Source organism: Mycobacterium deserti (assembly GCF_025345615.1).
Taxonomy (GTDB): Bacteria; Actinomycetota; Actinomycetes; order Mycobacteriales; family Mycobacteriaceae; genus Mycobacterium; species Mycobacterium deserti.
On sequence record NZ_JAODWD010000002.1, the window covers coordinates 734998 to 752878 of the forward strand.

Consider the following 17881-nt stretch of genomic DNA (forward strand, 5'->3'; position numbering starts at 1 on the left):
CTAACGCCGGTCGATCCCCCATTCGCGATCCCCTACGAGGGCCGGTTTGGCAACGGGAATTCCACCGATCTGCGCGCCCGTCAAACGCCTTACCCTCGTTCGCATGTGGAATCAGGACGCGCCCGGCGGCCGTGCGTTGGGGCTGTCGGTCGGCGCGACCAACCTCGCCGCGGGCGGTGACGGCCACACCTCGGCCGTGCGGCCTGCCGAGGTAGTGCTACGGGGCCAGCGGCTCACCGGTTTCGTCGACCGCGTCGGAGACCCGGTTCCGCTGATCGCCGCCGACGGCTCGAGCCATTACCCCGAGGCGCTGCTGGCTGAAGCGCTTGATGCACTCGCCGAATCGGCCGCCGAGGGCGTGCCCGCAGCGGGTGTGACGGTCGCCGTTCCCTCGCACTGGCGGCCGGCTGTCGTCGACGCAGTGCGTCGCGCGTTGCCCGGCCGAGCCGTCGTATCGGACGCGACCGCGGCCGTAACGGCGCTGGGCGCCGATCCCGGGCTGCCGAGTCGGGGCGTCATCGTCCTGTGCGACTTCGGCGGCAGCGGCAGCAGCATCACGTTGATCAACGCCTCCGCGCACTACGCCGTCGTCGGCGAGACGCTCCGCTACACCGATTTCTCCGGTGACCAGATCGACCAGGCGCTGTTGCGGCGGCTCGCGGTCGACGCGCCGCACGCGTCCGACACCGCGATGGTCGGCTCCCTGGCGCGGCTGCGTGCCGAGTGCCGCGACGCGAAGGAACGCTTGTCCGCGGAGACGGCGACCGCCGTCGGGGACATCCGCATCACCCGCGCCGAACTGGAAGACCTCATCGGTGACGCGTTCGCCGGTTTCCTGGCGGCCTTCGACGACACGCTGCAGCGCTACGGCGTCCCGCACGCGGGCGTCGCTGCCGTCGCGACAGTCGGCGGCGGCGCGCGCATCCCGCTGATCACGCAGATGCTGTCCGAGCACGTGCGGGTGCCGGTGGTGACGATTGCTTATCCCCAACTCACCGCCGCGAAGGGCGCGGCGCTGATCGGGGCGCGCAGCCGTGTCGTCGAACCCGCGACGACGCTCGCGCCTGTCGCCGGGGTGTCCCCGCCGGAGTTCGCGCCCCTGGCGTGGTCGCAGGCCGACTCGGACTTCGACTCACAGTTCGACGACAATGAGCCCGAACTTCCCTACGCGCCTGCGGCCGCGCACCGGCCCGCAATGCAATTTCAGCAGCAGGATCGGCGCGACGAGGATGCGCCGCCGCGCCGTTCGCCGCTCGTGCTGTTCGGGCTGTCGGCCGTCGCCGCGGTCCTCACGACGACCATCTTCGGCTTCATGCAGTTCGGCGCGGACACCGCTACCCCCGTCGAGGCAGCGACGACGATCGCGCCTTCCCCCGCGCCTGCGGCGCCGGCTCCCACTCCTGCACCCCCGGCGCCGCAGGCCTCCCAAGCGACCACCGTGGTCGTGCAAAGATCCAACCCGGTCACTCAGCACCCGCAGCGCCGGCAACCGGCGCCGCCCGCTCCTGCGGCCCCGGCTCAGCCGCCGGCACCGCCACCTCCGCCACCGCCCGCGTCGACGACGGCGCCTGCGACGACCACGCCTGCGACGACCACGCCGCCGACGACCACACCACCGAGTACACCGCCGTCGACACCGCCCAGCACACCCCCGAGCTCTGCGCCCTCGACACCCCCGAGCACGCCGCCGTCGACGCCCCCGGCCGACCCCGGCCCCGACGACGTCGAGCCCGAACCTGTGACCGATCCCGCCGACCCGGGCGACCCCGCCGAAACCCCTGATCCGTAGTTAGGTCAGCCTTCGTAGCGGTGTTTACCCGCGGGGTGCAACTATGAGCCCGGGCTGAACAGGCCCTGCGCTAGTTACCGACGGGTAACATCCGATAAGTTACCCTTGAGTAACTTGGGAACGGGAGGCAGGCAGTGGATACCCAGATGCTGATCAGGCTCATCGTGGGCCTTGGGCTGACGGCCCTTGTGTTGGTATTCGCTGCCAAGCGCGTGCTGTGGCTGACGACCCTGATCCGGTCGGGTCAGAAGACGAGCGTCGAGAACAACCGCAAAGACAACCTCGTCAAGCGCATCACCACGCAGTTCGAGGAGGTCTTCGGGCAAACCCGGCTGCTGCGCTGGTCGGTCCCCGGAATCGCCCACTTCTTCACGATGTGGGGCTTCTTCATCCTCGCCTCGGTCTACCTCGAGGCGTACGGCCTGCTGTTCGACCACGACTTCCACATCCCGATCGTCGGCCGCTGGGACGCACTCGGCTTCCTGCAGGACTTCTTCGCCGTCGCCGTGCTGGCAGGCATCGTCACGTTCGCGATCATCCGCGTGGTGCGCGAACCCAAGAAACACGGCCGCGACTCCCGGTTCTACGGCTCGCACACCGGCGGCGCGTGGCTGATCCTGTTCATGATCTTCAACGTCATCTGGACGTACGCGTTGGTGCGCGGTGCCGCGGTGAACACCGACGCCCTGCCCTACGGCAACGGCGCGTTCTTCTCGCAACTGATGGGCTGGGTGCTGAGCCCGCTGGGCACCACCGCCAATGCGTGGATCGAGACGATCGCGCTGCTGCTGCACATCGCTGTCATGCTGGTGTTCCTGCTGATCGTGTTGCATTCCAAGCACCTGCACATCGGCCTGGCGCCGATCAACGTCACCTTCAAGCGCCTGCCCAATGGCCTGGGTCCGCTGCTGCCGGTGGAGTACGACGGCAAGCCGGTCGACTTCGAGGATCCGCCGGAGGACGCGGTGCTGGGCCGCGGCAAGATCGAGGACTTCACGTGGAAGGCCTACCTCGACATGACCACGTGCACCGAGTGCGGTCGCTGCCAGTCACAGTGCCCGGCGTGGAACACCGGCAAGCCGCTCTCGCCGAAGCTCGTGATCATGAACCTGCGCGACCACCTGTTCGCCAAGGCGCCCTACATCCTCGGCGATAACGAGACGCCGCTGGAGAACACGCCCGAGGGCGGCCTCGGTGAGGAACTGCGCGGCGAGAAGCACAGCGAAAAGCACTCGCATGAGCACGTGCCCGAGTCCGGCTTCGAGCGGATCATGGGGTCCGGCCCGGAGCAGGCGACCCGCCCGCTGGTCGGCACCGCCGAGCAGGGCGGCGTGATCGACCCCGACGTGCTGTGGTCCTGCACCACCTGCGGCGCGTGCGTCGAGCAGTGCCCCGTGGACATCGAGCACATCGACCACATCGTCGACATGCGCCGCTATCAGGTCATGATGGAGTCCGAGTTTCCTGGCGAACTCGGTGTGCTGTTCAAAAACCTTGAGACCAAAGGTAATCCGTGGGGTCAGAACGCCAAGGACCGCACGAACTGGATCGACGAGGTCGACTTCGACGTGCCGGTCTACGGCAAGGACGTCGAGTCGTTCGACGGCTTCGAATACCTGTTCTGGGTGGGCTGCGCCGGCGCCTACGAAGACCGGGCCAAGAAGACCACCAAGGCCGTCGCCGAACTGCTCGCCACCGCAGGCGTCAAGTACCTGGTGCTCGGCGAGGGCGAGACGTGCAACGGCGACTCGGCCCGCCGATCGGGCAACGAGTTCCTGTTCCAGCAGCTGGCGGCGCAGAACGTCGAGACGCTCAACGAGATGTTCGAGGGCGTGGAACGGGTGGACCGCAAGGTCGTCGTCACCTGCCCGCACTGCTTCAACACCCTCGGCCGCGAATACCCGCAGCTCGGCGGCAATTACACCGTGCTGCACCACACGCAGCTGTTGAACCGTCTGCTCCGCGACAAGAAGCTGGTGCCCGTCACCCCCGTCGACGGCGGCTCGGACGGACAGGGCATCACTTACCACGACCCGTGCTACCTGGGCAGGCACAACAAGGTCTACGAGGCGCCGCGTGAACTGATCGGTGCCTCCGGTGCGAAGCTCACCGAGATGCCGCGCCACGCCGATCGCGGACTGTGCTGCGGCGCAGGCGGCGCGCGGATGTGGATGGAAGAACACATCGGTAAGCGCGTCAACCAGGAACGCGTCGAGGAGGCGCTTGATACCGGCGCCTCGAAGATCGCCACCGGCTGCCCGTTCTGCCGCGTGATGATCACCGACGGCGTCGACGACGTCTCTGCCACCAGGAACGTCGAGAAGGCCGAAGTGCTCGACGTGGCGCAGCTGCTGCTAGGAACGCTGGACAAGAGCAGCGTCACGTTGCCTGAAAAGGGCACGGCGGCAAAGGAAGCCGAGGAGCGCGCAGCGAAACTCGCCGCCGAGGCTCCTGCTGTAGAGGCGCCCGCAGAACAGAAGCCGGAGGCCAACGCGGAGGCCGCCACGGCGACCGAAGCCGAATCGCCCACTAAAGCGGCCGAGTCCAAGACGGCCACCGCGGCGCCGGCCAAGGGGTTGGGCATCGCAGGGGGCGCCAAGCGCCCCGGCGCGAAGAAGACTGCCGCGAGCGCCCAGCCGGCGCAGGAAGCGACGGCAGGCGTCAAGGCCGAGCCCGAGGTCAAGGGCCTCGGCATCGCAGGCGGCGCGAAGCGCCCCGGCGCAAAGAAGACTGCGGCGGCCCCCACGGCGTCGGCAGCACCGGCCGCCGAGACGCAAGCCGAACCCGCCCAGCCCGCGACCGAGGTCAAGGGCCTCGGTCTCGCCGCGGGAGCGCGCAGGCCCGGAGCCAAGAAGGCGCCGGCGAAGGCGTCACCCAACGAGGGTGAGGCCACCGTCACGCAGCCGCCGAACGTCGATCCGGACAAGGCCGAGGCGGGCGCCAAGACCGACACCGCCGATTCGGATCTGGGGCTCGACGACAAGCCCCAGCCCGAGGTCAAGGGGCTCGCGATCGCCACGGGGGCGCGACGCCCCGGCGCCAAGAAGGCACCTCAAAAGGCTGCTCCTGCAACGACGTCCGAGCCTGAAGCCGCTGCGGAGCCGACGCCCGAGACTCCCGAGCCGACGCCCGAGGCGAGTGACGACAATGGCGAGGCGCCCGCCGCGCCGGTGAAGGGCCTGGGTATCGCGAAAGGTGCACGCCCGCCCGGCAAACGGTAACGATTTGCAGGATTGAAGCGCTGATCGCGGCCAATCTGGTTGTGCTTCGGCCAGCGCTGTTCGCACCAAATTCTGACGATTCCGAGTTCGGCGTCGGCCCAATAGCTCGACCTCACGCCGAATGCACACGGTGCGTTCGTGCACTCATTGACGGCGGGTTCCCATCTGTTCATGCTGGGGCACTTCACTTTCGTCACTGACCGTGGCGATCGTCCGGTTCCCGATCAGCTTGAGGAGTGGGATGCTGGGCGCACCGTATGAGGGCGTTCCCGTCGTGCGGACGGGCGCGGCACGCTGGCGGCGCGTCGTCATGCCGTTGGTTGTCCTGTCTGCGGTCGGACTCGTTGCCCTGCTGTTGGCGGGTCGCGGGCAGCAGACGGAGATCCAGGGCGCCGGCTCAACTCTGGCGCAACCGTTGATCGAGCGAGCGGCGAGCGACTTCCGCAATGCGCAGGCCGCCGATGACCCCACGCGGCCCGAAGAGACCGGTAACGACTGGGTGCTGAATGGATCCGGTATCGAATACGAGCCGGTCGGCTCGATGGGCGGCATCATGCGGCTGTCCGATCCCGAGATCGATTTCGCCGTCTCCGATTACCCGCTCTCGGCTGACGGGCTGAAGGAGCTGGCGGTCGCGCAGTTCCCGATCGCCCTGGGCGCCATCGCCGTGGTGCACAGCGTGGATCTGCCGGCGGGGCAGGATCTGCGCCTGGACGCGGACACCCTTGCCGCCATCTACTCCGGGGAGATCACCCGCTGGAACGACCCGAGGATCGCGGCGACCAACCGCGGGGTCAGGCTGCCCGACCAGGCGATGTCCGTGGTGCACCGCAGCGACGGGTCGGGATCGACGCGGGGTTTCACCGGATACTTGAGTGCGGGCAGCCCGCAATGGGCCGCCGGTCCTGGCACGGGAACCGAAATCGAGTGGCCCACGGGCGCCGGGGCAGAGCGCACCGAGGGAGTGATCGAGCAGGTGCGCGGCAATCCGGGATCGATCGGCTACGTCGAATTCGGTCAGGCAGGCCGCGCGGGTCTCGACGTCGCCGCCCTCGCCAACGCCTCGGGGATGTACGTCCTGCCGAGCGAAGACGCCATGCTGGCGGCCGCTTCGTCGCACAACTGGAGCGGCAGTGACGATTACGTCACCGCGCTGGCCACCGCGGACGACAAGCAGGCCTACCCGGCCACCGTCGCCATCTACGTCATGGTCAAGCGCGACCCGGAGTTCGCGCGGCAGACCCAGCGCACCTTGAACTACCTGCGGTTCCTCCTCCAGGACTTTGGCGGCGCCGCCAAGGATCTCGGCTACGTCCCACTGCCGGCCTCGGCCGCGCAAGCCATCGAAAACTACTGGAACAGAACGGTTTCCGGCGCGACCTGACCGGCGCCGAACCTCGACCCATCCCATCCGAACCTGATCAGCGTCAAGAAGGAACATCGTGGATGTCGACATCCTCAAGGAGATCATTGCCCCCGTCGTCGGCGGGCTCGGCATATTCCTGCTGGGGCTGGAGTTCATGGAGCGCGGCATTCAGTCGCTGTCGGTGAACCGGATGCGCGACCTGCTGGGCAAGATGGCGGGAAGTCCGGTGAAGGGGGTGTTCGCGGGCACGTTGATCACCGGTGTCATCCAGTCGTCCACCGCGATGACTGTGATGACCGTGGGACTGGTCAACTCCGGGGTGCTCGCGCTGCGTGGAGCCATCGGCGTGATCATGGGCGCCAACATCGGCACCACCTTGGGCAACGGCCTGATCGCCATGCCACTCGGCCCACTGGGTCTGCTGTTCGCGGGGATCTTCGCCTCGGTCTACGTCTTCTCGAAGTCGGACAAGGCCCGCAACATCGCGTTGTGCGGCATGGGCTTCTCGCTGGTGTTCTACGGCCTCAACCTGATGACGGGCGGTCTCAAGCCCCTGCGTGAGATGCCGCAGGTCATGAGCGTCATCTCCGGCCTGGACGCATCCTCGTTCGTCGGCGTGGTCTCGTGTGCCCTGATTGCCGCGCTCATCACGGCGCTGATCCACTCCTCGTCGGCAACGATCGGCATCGTCATGGGGCTGGGTGCGTCGGGTGTACTGGAGTGGAAGACGGCGATCGCGTTCGCCATCGGCGCCGACCTCGGCACCACCATCACGTCGTGGATTGCCTCGCTCAACCTGTCCAAGAACGCCAAACGCACGGCGTACGCCCACATCGCGTTCAACTTCATCGGCGTCTGCGTGGTCGTCTCACTGTTCTTTCCCGCGATCTCCGTCCTGCAGTGGGTGATGGGCTTCTTCGGCGGCGACCCGGGCAGTCCAGTGATGGTGGACGGCGAAGAAACCTTCCCCCTGGTGCCCGTCGCGGTGGGCCTGTTCTCGATCTTCTTCAACATCTTCAACGTGCTCATCCTGTTCCCCTTCGTGGGCACGTTCGAGCGCGTCCTCATGCGCATCGGACACAACGACGACGATGACATCGAGGACTACTCGTTGCCGAAGTACTTGGATCGCAAGAGGATCAACGACTTCAACCGTGCCGTACCGGCCATGCGGCAGGAGGTCGCCCGTGCGCTTCAGGGAAGCAGGTTGTTCCTCGACACCGCCCGGGGCGAGCGCAACGCCGTGAAGAAGACCGCTGAGCACTCGGCGGCGATCGACGCGCTCTCTCGTGAGATCCGCGCCTACTCCGCGCAGCTGTTTCACCATGACCTGACGCGGGAGCAGATGGACCTCGTCGCGAGCATGATCGAGGAGGCCGACTTCACCGGCTCGCTCACCGAGTCGCTGCACCAGATCGCCAGGCGCATCCAGCGCGAAGAATTCAGTCCCGCGAGCCGGGAGGTGCTCGACAAGGGGCTCGACCACCTCGACCAGAAGTTGTCGCTGCTCGAGTCTGAAGCCGCCACCGACGACGGCGACGTCGCACCGGAGTTCGCCGTGCTCGACGCCCCTGAGTTCGAGGCGATGCGTTGGACGGTGATCGACGCCGGCGACATCCCGCCCGCCGAGAAGGGTGCGTTGATCGCGCTGTTGGGTTCCATGGAACGGGCCGAGAGCCTGATCGACCGGATCGCGCAGGAGCGCGTCTCGGTTGATCGCGAGCAAGCCAACGTTCTCACCCAGCCTTGAGTGGAGGCGGCGCCCCTGCGGCCGCATATTGGCTGGACAGCAATGAGACGATAAGGGGTGTGACCACCCACCACGTGCCGTTTCATGCCACCGGCCATCAGCGGCAGCGCACGTTCACGCAGTCGTCGAAGCTGCAGGACGTCCTGTACGAGATTCGCGGACCGGTGCACGAACACGCGTCGCGGTTGGAGGCCGAGGGGCACCGAATCCTCAAGCTGAACATCGGCAATCCGGCGCCGTTCGGGTTCGAGGCGCCCGACGTCATCATGCGCGACATCATCGCGGCGCTGCCGAACGCCCAGGGCTACTCGGACTCCAAGGGCATCGTCAGCGCGCGCCGGGCAGTGTTCACGCGTTACGAACTCGTCGACGGCTTCCCCAGATTCGACATCGACGACGTGTACCTCGGCAATGGGGTCTCCGAGTTGATCACGATGACGCTGCAGGCACTGCTGGACAACGGCGACCAGGTGTTGATCCCCGCGCCGGACTATCCGCTGTGGACGGCCTCGACCTCGCTGGCGGGCGGCACCCCCGTGCACTACATGTGCGACGAGACCCAGGGCTGGCAGCCCGACATCGCCGACCTGGAGTCGAAGATCACCGACCGCACCAAGGCGCTGGTCGTGATCAACCCGAACAACCCGACGGGCGCGGTGTACCCGCGTGAAGTGCTCGAGCAGATGGCCGAATTGGCGCGCAAGCATCAATTGCTGCTGCTGGCCGACGAGATCTACGACAAGATCCTCTACGACGACGCCGAGCACACCGCGATGGCTTCGGTGGCGCCCGACGTGCTGACGCTGACGTTCAACGGCCTGTCCAAGGCGTACCGCGTTGCCGGCTACCGGTCGGGATGGCTGGTGATCACCGGCCCGAAGGAGAACGCGGCCAGCTTCATCGAGGGCATCAGCCTGCTCGCCAATATGCGACTGTGCCCGAATGTGCCCGCACAGCATGCGATTCAGGTGGCGCTGGGTGGCCACCAGAGCATCGAGGACCTGGTGCTGCCTGGAGGTCGACTGCTCGAACAGCGCGACGTGGCTTGGGAAAAGCTCAACGAGATCCCCGGGGTGTCGTGCGTCAAACCGCGAGGCGCGCTGTATGCGTTCCCGCGGCTCGATCCCGAGGTGTACGACATCGTCGATGACGAGCAATTGGTGCTCGACCTGCTGCTGCAGGAGAAGATTCTCGTCACGCAGGGCACCGGATTCAATTGGCCGACACCGGATCACCTGCGCATCGTGACGCTGCCGTGGGCCCGCGATCTGTCCAACGCCATCGAACGACTCGGCAATTTCCTGGCCGGTTACCGCCAGTAGCGCGACGCGTCGCCGAATGTAACGCCACGGCGGCAAACAAGCTTGTTTCCGCCACTTCGTTAGTTCCGCGGATTGTCGGCCGGCGGACGCCGGGCGAACTGCCGTGCCCTCTACTCTGACCGCGTGACGCATTCCCATGCCCACTCGCATTCGCTGCAGGGCCCCTCCCCACTGGGGCCGTTGGCGGCCAGGATCGTCGTCGGCTTGCTCGTCGCCATCGGAGTCGTCGTTCTGGCCTGCGCTGCATGGCTGTGGCCGACTCAGCAGAAGGTCGACATCCCGCTGCCGTTCCAGAACGCCGCGGGTGGCGCCGTCACCACCGAGGGCGGGCACGTGGTCTCCAGCAGGGCGACGGCGTGCGGCAGCTCGTCGGTGGGCCAGGTGCTGACGTCGGTTCCCGCGCCTGCCCAGGACGGCGGCGGCCAATGCGTCCAGACGCTGATCGCGATTGACTCAGGCCCGAACACCGGCGCCAACACCGTGCTCGAGTTCAGCGGCGGACCAGGGCAACCGAATCTCGCCGTCGGCGACGAGATCAGGATCAGCCGCGAGGTCGACGAGACGGGAACGACGACCTACTCGTTCTACGACTATGAACGGGCGTGGCCGCTGTTCGGACTGGCCGCGGTGTTCGCGGTGGTGGTCGTCGCGGTCGCGGGGTGGCGCGGGCTGCGCGCGCTGATCGGCATCGTCGTCGCGTTCCTTGTGCTGGTGGCTTTCATGCTGCCCGCATTACGCGACGGGACGTCCGCCATCCCCGTCGCGCTCGTCGCCTCGGCGGTGATCCTGTACGCCGTGATCTACCTGGCGCACGGTGTCAGCCTGCGCACCAGCGCGGCGCTGCTCGGCACCCTGACCTCGCTGCTGCTCGCCGCGCTGTTGTCATGGGGCGCAATCGAACTGACGCACCTCACGGGTCTGTCAGAAGACCAGAACAACGAGGTGGCCGCCTACCTGGGCGACGTGTCGATCACCGGCCTGCTGCTGGCGGGCTTCATCGTCGGCTCGCTCGGCGTGCTCAACGACGTCACCGTCACCCAGGCGTCGACGGTGTTCGAAATGGCCGGCCTCGAGAACAGCTCACGGCGGACGATCTTCCTCGGCGCCATGCGCGTGGGCCGTGACCACATCGCGAGCACTGTCTACACGCTGGTGCTGGCGTACGCGGGCAGTGCGCTGCCGCTGCTGCTGTTGTTCAGCGTCGCCAACCGTTCTCTTGCCGATGTGCTGACCAGCGAGAGCGTGGCCATCGAGATCGCCCGATCGGCGGTGGGCGGCATCGCGCTGGCGCTATCGGTGCCGTTGACGACGGGCATCGCGGCGGTGCTGGCCACCCCGCGCACCGCTACCGCTCCAGCAGTTCCATCAGGTAGGCGCCGTAGCCGGACTTGAGCAGCGTCTGCGCGCGGGCGGCCAACTGGTCGTCGTCGATGAACCCGACGCGCCAGGCCACTTCCTCCGGCACGCTGATCTTCAGGCCCTGCCGCCGTTCGAGGGTGCGCACGTAGTCGCTGGCATCCAGTAGCGAGTCGAATGTGCCGGTGTCGAGCCACGCGGTGCCGCGGGCCAGCACCTCGACCGACAGCCGGCCCTGCTCGAGGTAGGTCTGGTTGATTTCGGTGATCTCGTACTCCCCGCGCGCCGATTTTCGAAGCGATCGGGCGATCTCCACGACGTCGTTGTCGTAGAAATACAGGCCGGGCACCGCGTAGTGCGACTTCGGGGTCGCGGGCTTCTCCTCCAGCGACAGCGCCCTGCCGTCGTCGCTGAACTCGATGACTCCGTATGCCGACGGGTTCCCCACCCAGTACGCGAAAATCGCCCCGCCGTCGACATTTTGGAACCTGCGCAAGCTCGTACCGAGGCCAGGTCCATAGAAGATGTTGTCGCCCAACACCAAAGCCACCGAGTCGTTCCCGATGTGCTCGGCGCCGATGACAAAGGCCTGAGCCAGCCCGTCGGGCTGATCCTGCACCGCATAGCTGAGGTTGATGCCGAAACCGGAACCGTCACCGAGCAACCGCTGAAATGCCGGCGCATCGAAAGGCGTGGTGATCAGCTGGATGTCGCGGATACCCGCCATCATCAACGTCGACAGCGGGTAGTAGATCAGCGGCTTGTCGTACACCGGCATCAATTGCTTGCTGACGCCCATGGTGATGGGATACAGCCGCGTCCCCGAACCACCGGCCAGGATGATGCCGCGCATGGTCATGGTCGAGAAGTTACGCCATTCAGAACTGCGTACGCTCCAACCAGGCGTTCCAGACCGTGCCGTCGCCGAACATCTCCAACCCGAGTTCGTCGGCGGTCCTGCGACGCGTGATCGCAAGAAGCAGGTCGCCGGCGGTGCCGCGCACCGCCACGTCGCCCTTGCCGTGCTGATGTGACCACCACACGCCGTCGTCGTCGTGCACGATCGTCCACTCGCCGGTCGGTCCGAGCCGCCCGTCGGTGGCGTGCAGGTGCATCGTGTGGCCGCGTTCGAGCGGCGGGGGCGCCGTGCGCTCGATCGCCATCAACTCGACCCATTCGCTGATCGCGTCAGCGGCCAACTCAGGCGACAGGTCATACGCGTGGCCGACCGCTAGCGCCGCGTCGGCCGTGTGCACCGTCACCTCGTGCAGGCGGCGCCGGATCCACCACCCGGCCGGGCGAGGTCCGAGGAACGTCCACACCCGCGCGGACCCGACACGGTCAACGGCGTCGACGATCAGCTGGGCACCTTCGTTGAGCCAGTCGATCGCGCCGTCCGGATCGTCGGGGGGCTTGCCGTCGCGGACCTCTCGAGGGTCAAGCGCCTCACTCCGGCGGTCGGCGATGATCTGTGCGGCCCACCGGTTGCCCCGTCCGACGTGGCGGAAAAGCTGCTTGAGCGTCCAGTCGGGACACGTGGGCACGGGCAGAGACGAATCTGCACTGCGAATCAGGTCGCCGAACGATCGGGTCTGGTCGAGCAGCGCGGCTCGGAAGTCCACGCCACGAACCTAACTCAATACTCGACGCGGAAACCTCCGATGATGCTGATTGAGTTGCCGTCGGGATCGGTGACGGTCGAGAGCCGTACACCCTTATTGGCGTCGACGATCTCACCCGGCTCGAGTCCGCGACCGCTCACTTCGGCGAGGTGGCTTTCCAGGTCGTCGACGGCGAAGTTCAGCAGGCCCGAACCCGCCCGCTCGGCGTCGATGAACACCTGCACCCATGCGCCGGGCAACACCTGCCACTCCACCAGTGTGGGCATCGGATTGTTGTCGGCCGGTCGGCCGAACAACGAGCCGTACCACTCGCGGCTCTTGTCCAGGTCTGTCACCGGCACCACAGCCAGCACATGGTCTATCGCCATGGATCGTTCCCTCCCGTTGATTCTCAGAGGTACCGACCCGCTCAGGCGGGCGAACTCATCGCGCGCGCGGTGCCCAAGGTGATCGGCAGTGATGCCCATCCCCGCAGGACACGCGTTTCGCGGCGGCTGCCTACACCTGCGAGGCGCGCGTCGGGGAAGCGCTCGAAGAAGGTCCGCAAGCCCACCTCACCCTCCGCGCGCGCCAGCGCGGCACCGAGACAGAAGTGCCTGCCGCCGGAGAACGAGAGATGCTTGCCCGCGTTCTCGCGCTGCAGGTCGAAGGTGTGCGGGTCGGCGAACACCTTCGGGTCGCGGTTGGCGCCTGCCAGGTAGACGATGATGCCCTCGCCGCGCCGGATGCGGGTGCCCTCCACCTCGGTGTCCTCGGCGGCGATACGCGCGGACAGCTGCACGGGTGAGTCGAGCCGCAGAATCTCCTCGACCGCGGTGGGCCACAGTTCGGGTTGGGCCGCCAGCGTCTGCAGATGACCAGGGTTGTCGAGCAGCATGCGAATGCCGTTGCCCAGCAGGTTGACTGTGGTTTCGAAGCCGGCGGCCAGCACCAGGCCCGCGGTCGCGAGCAGTTCCTTGTGGGTCAGCGGGCCGCCCTCGGCGGTCTCGGAGCCGCGGATGATCTGGCTCATCAGGTCGTCGCCCGGGTTACGGCGCAGTTCGTGCAGATGGTTCGACAGCCAGTCGTTGAAGCCCTCGATACCGCGGTACACCTTCTGGTACTGCGGCCAGGTCAGGCCGATATCGAGGCTGGGGGCACCGAGCTCACCGAACTCCAGGATGTGCGGTCTGGCCTCGTCGGGTACGCCGAGGATGTCGCCGATGATCGTGACGGGAAGCTGCGAGCAGTACCTGTCGACAACATCGACGGTGCCCTCCTCGTCTTCGAGATCGTCCAGCAGCGTGTTGGCGGCGTCCTGGACACGATCGCGGAGCGCGGCCACCGCACGGGGCGTGAACACCGACGACACCAGCTTGCGGTAGCGGGTGTGGTCGGGAGGCTCCACCGAGAGCATGGACGGCGGCTGAATCGGATGCAGCAGATCAGGTCTGGTGCGGGTGGCCAGCCACTGCAACGGTTTGGGCAGGTTGGTGCCGAGCCCGAAGACGTGGAACTCGTCCGACCGAAGGAGGTCGTTGGCGACCTTGTGGTCGACGGTCATGTAGATCGCCCGGCACTTCACGATCGGACCCCGCGCCCGCAGCTCATCTTGGAAGGCGACGGGGTTGGCCCGAATGTCCGGATCGATGAGCAACCGCCCCTGCGGATCGCCGCGACGGGCGAAGACCTTCGAGATTCCGCGGATCACGCCGTGCACCGCGAACCATTGGATTCGCTGCTTGACCGGGTTCTGCGCCATGATGCTCCCGTCCAACCGAATCGCGATTCGGTTATTTACCGGAGCCTACCGAATTACCATTCGGTATGGCAAGGAAGCGGATACCGGCCGCGCAGCGGCGGGCGCGCATCCTCGACGCGGCCGTCGAGGTGTTCGCCGCGCATGGGTATTCCGCGGCAAAGATGCAGGACATCGCGGCGCGCGCCGGCGTTGTGCCGTCGGTGCTCTACGACCACTTCGCCTCGAAGCGCGAGCTGCACATCACGTTGCTCGAACTCCACGCCGCGCAGTTGCGCGACCGCTCGCTGCGCATCCGCGAGGGAATCTCCGTCGAGGAGTTGGTCCGCGACAGCATCGCGAGCTACTTCGCGTTCGTCGAGGAAGACCCGTTCATGTGGCGCGTGCTGCACCAGGATCCCCCGGCCGACGACGAGATCGCCGCCGTCTGTCGACGGATCGCCGACCAGGGCACTGCGGGCATCGCCGAGCTGATCCGCTTCGGCGCGGGCGAGGCCACTTCAGTCAACGGCATTTCACTCGACGACGGGGCGTGGATCCTGGCCCGCGCAACACAATCGGCCAATGACGGCGTCGCGCGGTGGTGGTACGACAACCGCGACGTGCCGCGCGAACGTGTGGTCGAGATCGTCTTCATGTTCTTGTGGCAGGGCTTCGAGGGACTGATCAAACAGTCATCGACCGGTTGACCCGCTTCTCCCCAGACAGAACACCCGCCAACCGGCGCTGCTCCACCGATCGGCGTCGAGACAATTACGGCCATCGACAACAACTTTCGCGCGCACCGTGCCTGCGAGCTCACGCGGGTCGAGGTTCACGAACTCGCGCCATTCGGTGAGCACCAGCACGGCGTCGGCGCGGTCGCACGCCTCGAGCACCGAGGTGGAGTAGGTCAGCGTCGGAAACACCCGACGCGAGTTCTCCATCGCCTTGGGGTCATAGACGTTGACGGTGGCACCGTTGAGCTGCAGCATGCCCGCGACGTTGAGCGCAGGCGAGTCTCGCACGTCGTCGGATTCGGGCTTGAACGCCGCACCGAGGACGGCGACGTTGGCGCCCAGTAGCGAGCCGCCGCAGGCCTTGGTGGCCAGTTCGACCATTCGGGTGCGACGGCGCATGTTGATGCTGTCGACCTCACGCAGGAAGGTCAGCGCGTGGTTGGCACCCAGTTCTCCCGCCCGCGCCATGAACGCGCGGATGTCTTTGGGCAGGCAGCCACCGCCGAACCCCAGTCCCGCGTTGAGGAAACGCCGCCCGATGCGGGGGTCGTAACCCAGCGCGTCGGCCAGCATCGTGACGTCGGCGTCCACGGCCTCGCACACTTCCGACATCGCGTTGATGAACGAGATCTTGGTCGCCAGAAAGGCATTCGCCGACACCTTGACCAGTTCCGCGGTCTGCAGGTCGGTCACCAGCAGCGGCGCGCCCTCATCCAGCAGCGGTGCGTAGAGTTCACGGACGGCTTCCTCGGCGCGGGTCGACCCTTCCTGCACGCCGACGACGATGCGATCCGGGTGCAGCGTGTCGTGCACAGCGAAGCCCTCCCGGAGAAATTCGGGGTTCCACGCCACCTCCACGTCAACGCCGTCCGGCGCGAGCGCGCGCGCACGCTCGGCGAGTTCGGCCGCGGTTCCGACCGGCACCGTCGACTTGCCGATGATGACCGCCGACCGCCGCAGCCGCGGCACCAGCGAGTCGATCACCGCGTATACGTGGCGCAGGTCCGCGCCGTACTCGCCCTTCTTCTGCGGCGTGCCGACGCCGAGGAAGTGCACGTCGGCATGCTGGGCAGCGGCCTCGTAATCGGTGGTGAACTGCAGACGACCGGCAGCGAGGTTGTCCCGCAACATCTTCGGCAGGCCTGGCTCGTAGAACGGGATCTCGCCCGCCGCGAGCTTGGCCACCTTGCCGGGATCGATGTCGACGCCGATCACGTCGTGCCCGAGCTCGGCCATTCCTGCCGCATGAGTCGCGCCGAGATAGCCGGTGCCGAATACGGAACATCGCATACTGCCTCTTTAGGCAGCGGCGATGAGCTAACTGCTACGCGACACGGGCCGGCAGACCAACGGCAGGTGACGAGCAGACGCTAGCCGCTGCAGAAGATGAGGAAGCACTGATTGCCTCCGCTGCCGCGACCCGAGGATCCGCCGCCGTCGTAGTCGCCTGAGTCGCGGCCGTAGTCACCGCGCCCGTAGTCACCGGACCCGCGGGACCCGGAGTTCGATCCGCTGCCGTTCTGCCAGGGCGACTCCGGGTAGTCGGGCACTTGTGGCTCTTCGGGCTCGGGCAGCGGCGGGGTCCACGTCGGCCGGGGCGGCGTCCACGTCGGGGTGGGCGGTTCCCACGTGGGCGTCGGCGGTTTCCAGGTGGGGCGAGGGGCCTGCCACGGCGGCGTCCACGGATTCTGCCGCGGATACCGATACACCGGCGGCGGGTTGTAGATCGGCGGCGGGATGTAGGCAGGCACCGGCGCGGGCACCGGAGCCGGAGCCGCCGGTGCGGGCGCGGGTGGCGGCGCAATGGGAGCCGGCGGTGGAGCGGCGGGCGCCGGGGCCGGCGCCTCGACGAAGACGGTGCGCGGCGGAGCTTGCGGCGCCTGCTGCACGACCGGCACCGGCGGCTTGATGGTCTGCGCCGGAGGCGCGGGCGGGGGCGCCACGGCCGGTGCCGCTTCCCGCACGGGCGGCGGTGCGGGCGCCACGACGCTCGGCACGATCGCGCTCTGGCCGGGGCTGGGGCGCTGGTCGGCGGTGGGCCGGATGCTCACGGCCAACGAAATGACCAGTGCGACAACGCCGACGACGAAGACCGACGTCAACGCGCTGCCGACGAGCAGGAATGGCTTGCGCTCCTCATCGGCCGGGATCTCGAGGTCGGTCGGCGGTTCGTAGTCCAGGCCGGTGCTGCCCACCGGTGCCATCTGGGTCTCGGCGGCCGCAAGGCCGGCGTAGATGGAGCCGGCGGTGGTGCCGTCGGGATCCTGCGAGTAGGCCAGCCCGACGGTCGACGCCTCGAAGGCCGGGGCGTTGGCCGCGGCCAGGGCCGCACCGCGCGCCAGCGCGAGTTCGGGTTCGTCCGGCGCACTGACCGGCAGGCTGACCAGACCCTTGAGGTGGGCCTTCACCGAGCTGACGTCGACGCCGGAGCCGACGACGAACATGCCCTGCGGCGGCGACTCCTGCCGATCGACCGCTGCTGCCATTTCGGTCAGCACGGCCATGGCATCGTCGCTGTGCAGGCTGCGGCTCAACACCTTGACGACCGACCCGTCGTCGGTCTGCACGACCGACAGCGTCGCGGTGTCACGATCGATGAAGAACAGCGCGGTGGTGTCATAACCGACCGCCCGCCCGACGGCTTGAGCCAGCGCTGCCGCGGCGTGGCTCGCGGAGACGAGCATGACGCCCTCGATGCCACGGGCGGCCAGCGCATCGCGCAGCGCCGACGCCTCGGCATGGTCACTCCACGTGACGCCGATGGACTTCAGATCGTGGCCGCCGCCCTCGGCGCTTTCTTGCGTTCCGAGGATCGCCGCCACGACTTGGTCGGCCGCGCTTGACGTTGCCAAGCCGTCGTTCGACATGACGTCGAAGGTGTCGTGATCGACCGTCACCCCGTCCGCTTTTTCGCCTTCGACCAGCACCATGCGGACCGTCGTAGGTGTCATCGACACACCTAATACGATGTCCACTGACCCCTCCAAAAAGTTTGCTA

Annotated in this window: 13 protein-coding genes; 7 read left to right on the forward strand and 6 right to left on the reverse strand. The window is 67.3% G+C overall.

What is annotated here, in order from left to right; all coding sequences use genetic code 11:
• The first annotated feature begins 103 nt into the window (after positions 1-103).
• The 6 genes from N4S67_RS09860 to N4S67_RS09885 all read left to right on the forward strand — a co-directional run bounded on the left by N4S67_RS09860 (position 104) and on the right by N4S67_RS09885 (position 10840).
• Positions 104-1789, forward strand: a complete 1686-nt coding sequence (locus tag N4S67_RS09860; protein WP_260992763.1) for an Hsp70 family protein — start codon at positions 104-106, stop codon at positions 1787-1789.
• A 134-nt stretch (positions 1790-1923) separates the two neighbouring features.
• Positions 1924-5010: a heterodisulfide reductase-related iron-sulfur binding cluster gene (locus N4S67_RS09865; RefSeq protein ID WP_260992764.1), complete on the forward strand. Its 3087-nt coding sequence runs from the start codon at positions 1924-1926 to the stop codon at positions 5008-5010.
• A 241-nt stretch (positions 5011-5251) separates the two neighbouring features.
• Positions 5252-6394 carry a phosphate ABC transporter substrate-binding protein PstS gene (gene pstS / locus N4S67_RS09870; protein ID WP_260992765.1) on the forward strand — a complete coding sequence of 381 codons (1143 nt, stop codon included), beginning with the start codon at positions 5252-5254 and terminating at the stop codon, positions 6392-6394.
• Positions 6395-6452: 58 nt separating this feature from the next.
• Positions 6453-8126, forward strand: coding sequence for a Na/Pi cotransporter family protein (locus N4S67_RS09875; RefSeq protein WP_260992766.1), 1674 nt, complete (start codon positions 6453-6455; stop codon positions 8124-8126).
• Between the two features lie 32 nt (positions 8127-8158).
• Positions 8159-9448: a pyridoxal phosphate-dependent aminotransferase gene (locus N4S67_RS09880; RefSeq protein ID WP_260993067.1), complete on the forward strand. Its 1290-nt coding sequence runs from the start codon at positions 8159-8161 to the stop codon at positions 9446-9448.
• Positions 9449-9571: 123 nt separating this feature from the next.
• Positions 9572-10840: a YibE/F family protein gene (locus tag N4S67_RS09885; protein WP_260992767.1), complete on the forward strand. Its 1269-nt coding sequence runs from the start codon at positions 9572-9574 to the stop codon at positions 10838-10840.
• Here the strand turns inward: N4S67_RS09885 and rfbA are convergent.
• Genes rfbA through N4S67_RS09905 form a run of 4 tightly spaced genes read right to left on the reverse strand, consistent with a single transcriptional unit; the run spans position 10794 to position 14167 of the window.
• Complete coding sequence (gene rfbA / locus N4S67_RS09890) at positions 10794-11657, reverse strand: glucose-1-phosphate thymidylyltransferase RfbA (RefSeq protein WP_260993068.1); 864 nt, start codon at positions 11655-11657, stop codon at positions 10794-10796. The two genes, N4S67_RS09885 and rfbA, sit on opposite strands and share 47 nt — an antisense overlap.
• A 25-nt stretch (positions 11658-11682) precedes the next feature.
• Complete coding sequence (locus N4S67_RS09895; RefSeq protein WP_260992768.1) at positions 11683-12426, reverse strand: maleylpyruvate isomerase family mycothiol-dependent enzyme; 744 nt, start codon at positions 12424-12426, stop codon at positions 11683-11685.
• 14 nt (positions 12427-12440) lie between these two features.
• The gene (locus N4S67_RS09900) at positions 12441-12794 is read right to left on the reverse strand and encodes a VOC family protein (RefSeq protein WP_260992769.1); all 354 of its coding nucleotides are present in this window, start codon (positions 12792-12794) and stop codon (positions 12441-12443) included.
• Positions 12795-12835: 41 nt separating this feature from the next.
• Positions 12836-14167: a cytochrome P450 gene (locus tag N4S67_RS09905; protein WP_260992770.1), complete on the reverse strand. Its 1332-nt coding sequence runs from the start codon at positions 14165-14167 to the stop codon at positions 12836-12838.
• 65 nt (positions 14168-14232) lie between these two features.
• Here N4S67_RS09905 and N4S67_RS09910 point away from each other — a divergent pair, with 65 nt between their 5' ends.
• Complete coding sequence (locus tag N4S67_RS09910) at positions 14233-14853, forward strand: TetR/AcrR family transcriptional regulator (RefSeq protein WP_260992771.1); 621 nt, start codon at positions 14233-14235, stop codon at positions 14851-14853.
• On the opposite strand, the gene N4S67_RS09915 is transcribed toward N4S67_RS09910, so the two are convergent.
• Together N4S67_RS09915 and N4S67_RS09920 are read right to left on the reverse strand one after the other, a co-directional pair.
• Positions 14839-16173 carry a UDP-glucose dehydrogenase family protein gene (locus N4S67_RS09915; protein ID WP_260992772.1) on the reverse strand — a complete coding sequence of 445 codons (1335 nt, stop codon included), beginning with the start codon at positions 16171-16173 and terminating at the stop codon, positions 14839-14841. The two genes, N4S67_RS09910 and N4S67_RS09915, sit on opposite strands and share 15 nt — an antisense overlap.
• Before the next feature lie 80 nt (positions 16174-16253).
• Entirely contained in the window at positions 16254-17858 is a 1605-nt protein-coding gene (locus tag N4S67_RS09920; protein ID WP_260992773.1) for a DUF7159 family protein, read from the reverse strand.
• Positions 17859-17881 lie beyond the last annotated feature (23 nt).

What these genes read in the sequence shown, in the direction of transcription:
- rfbA (WP_260993068.1), bottom strand. Translation starts at nt 11,657, where the DNA reads ATGCGCGGCATCATCCTGGCCGGTGGTTCGGGGACGCGGCTGTATCCC.
- pstS (WP_260992765.1), top strand. Translation starts at nt 5,252, where the DNA reads ATGCTGGGCGCACCGTATGAGGGCGTTCCCGTCGTGCGGACGGGCGCG.
- N4S67_RS09900 (WP_260992769.1), bottom strand. Translation starts at nt 12,794, where the DNA reads ATGGCGATAGACCATGTGCTGGCTGTGGTGCCGGTGACAGACCTGGAC.
- N4S67_RS09860 (WP_260992763.1), top strand. Translation starts at nt 104, where the DNA reads ATGTGGAATCAGGACGCGCCCGGCGGCCGTGCGTTGGGGCTGTCGGTC.
- N4S67_RS09905 (WP_260992770.1), bottom strand. Translation starts at nt 14,167, where the DNA reads ATGGCGCAGAACCCGGTCAAGCAGCGAATCCAATGGTTCGCGGTGCAC.
- N4S67_RS09910 (WP_260992771.1), top strand. Translation starts at nt 14,233, where the DNA reads ATGGCAAGGAAGCGGATACCGGCCGCGCAGCGGCGGGCGCGCATCCTC.
- N4S67_RS09915 (WP_260992772.1), bottom strand. Translation starts at nt 16,173, where the DNA reads ATGCGATGTTCCGTATTCGGCACCGGCTATCTCGGCGCGACTCATGCG.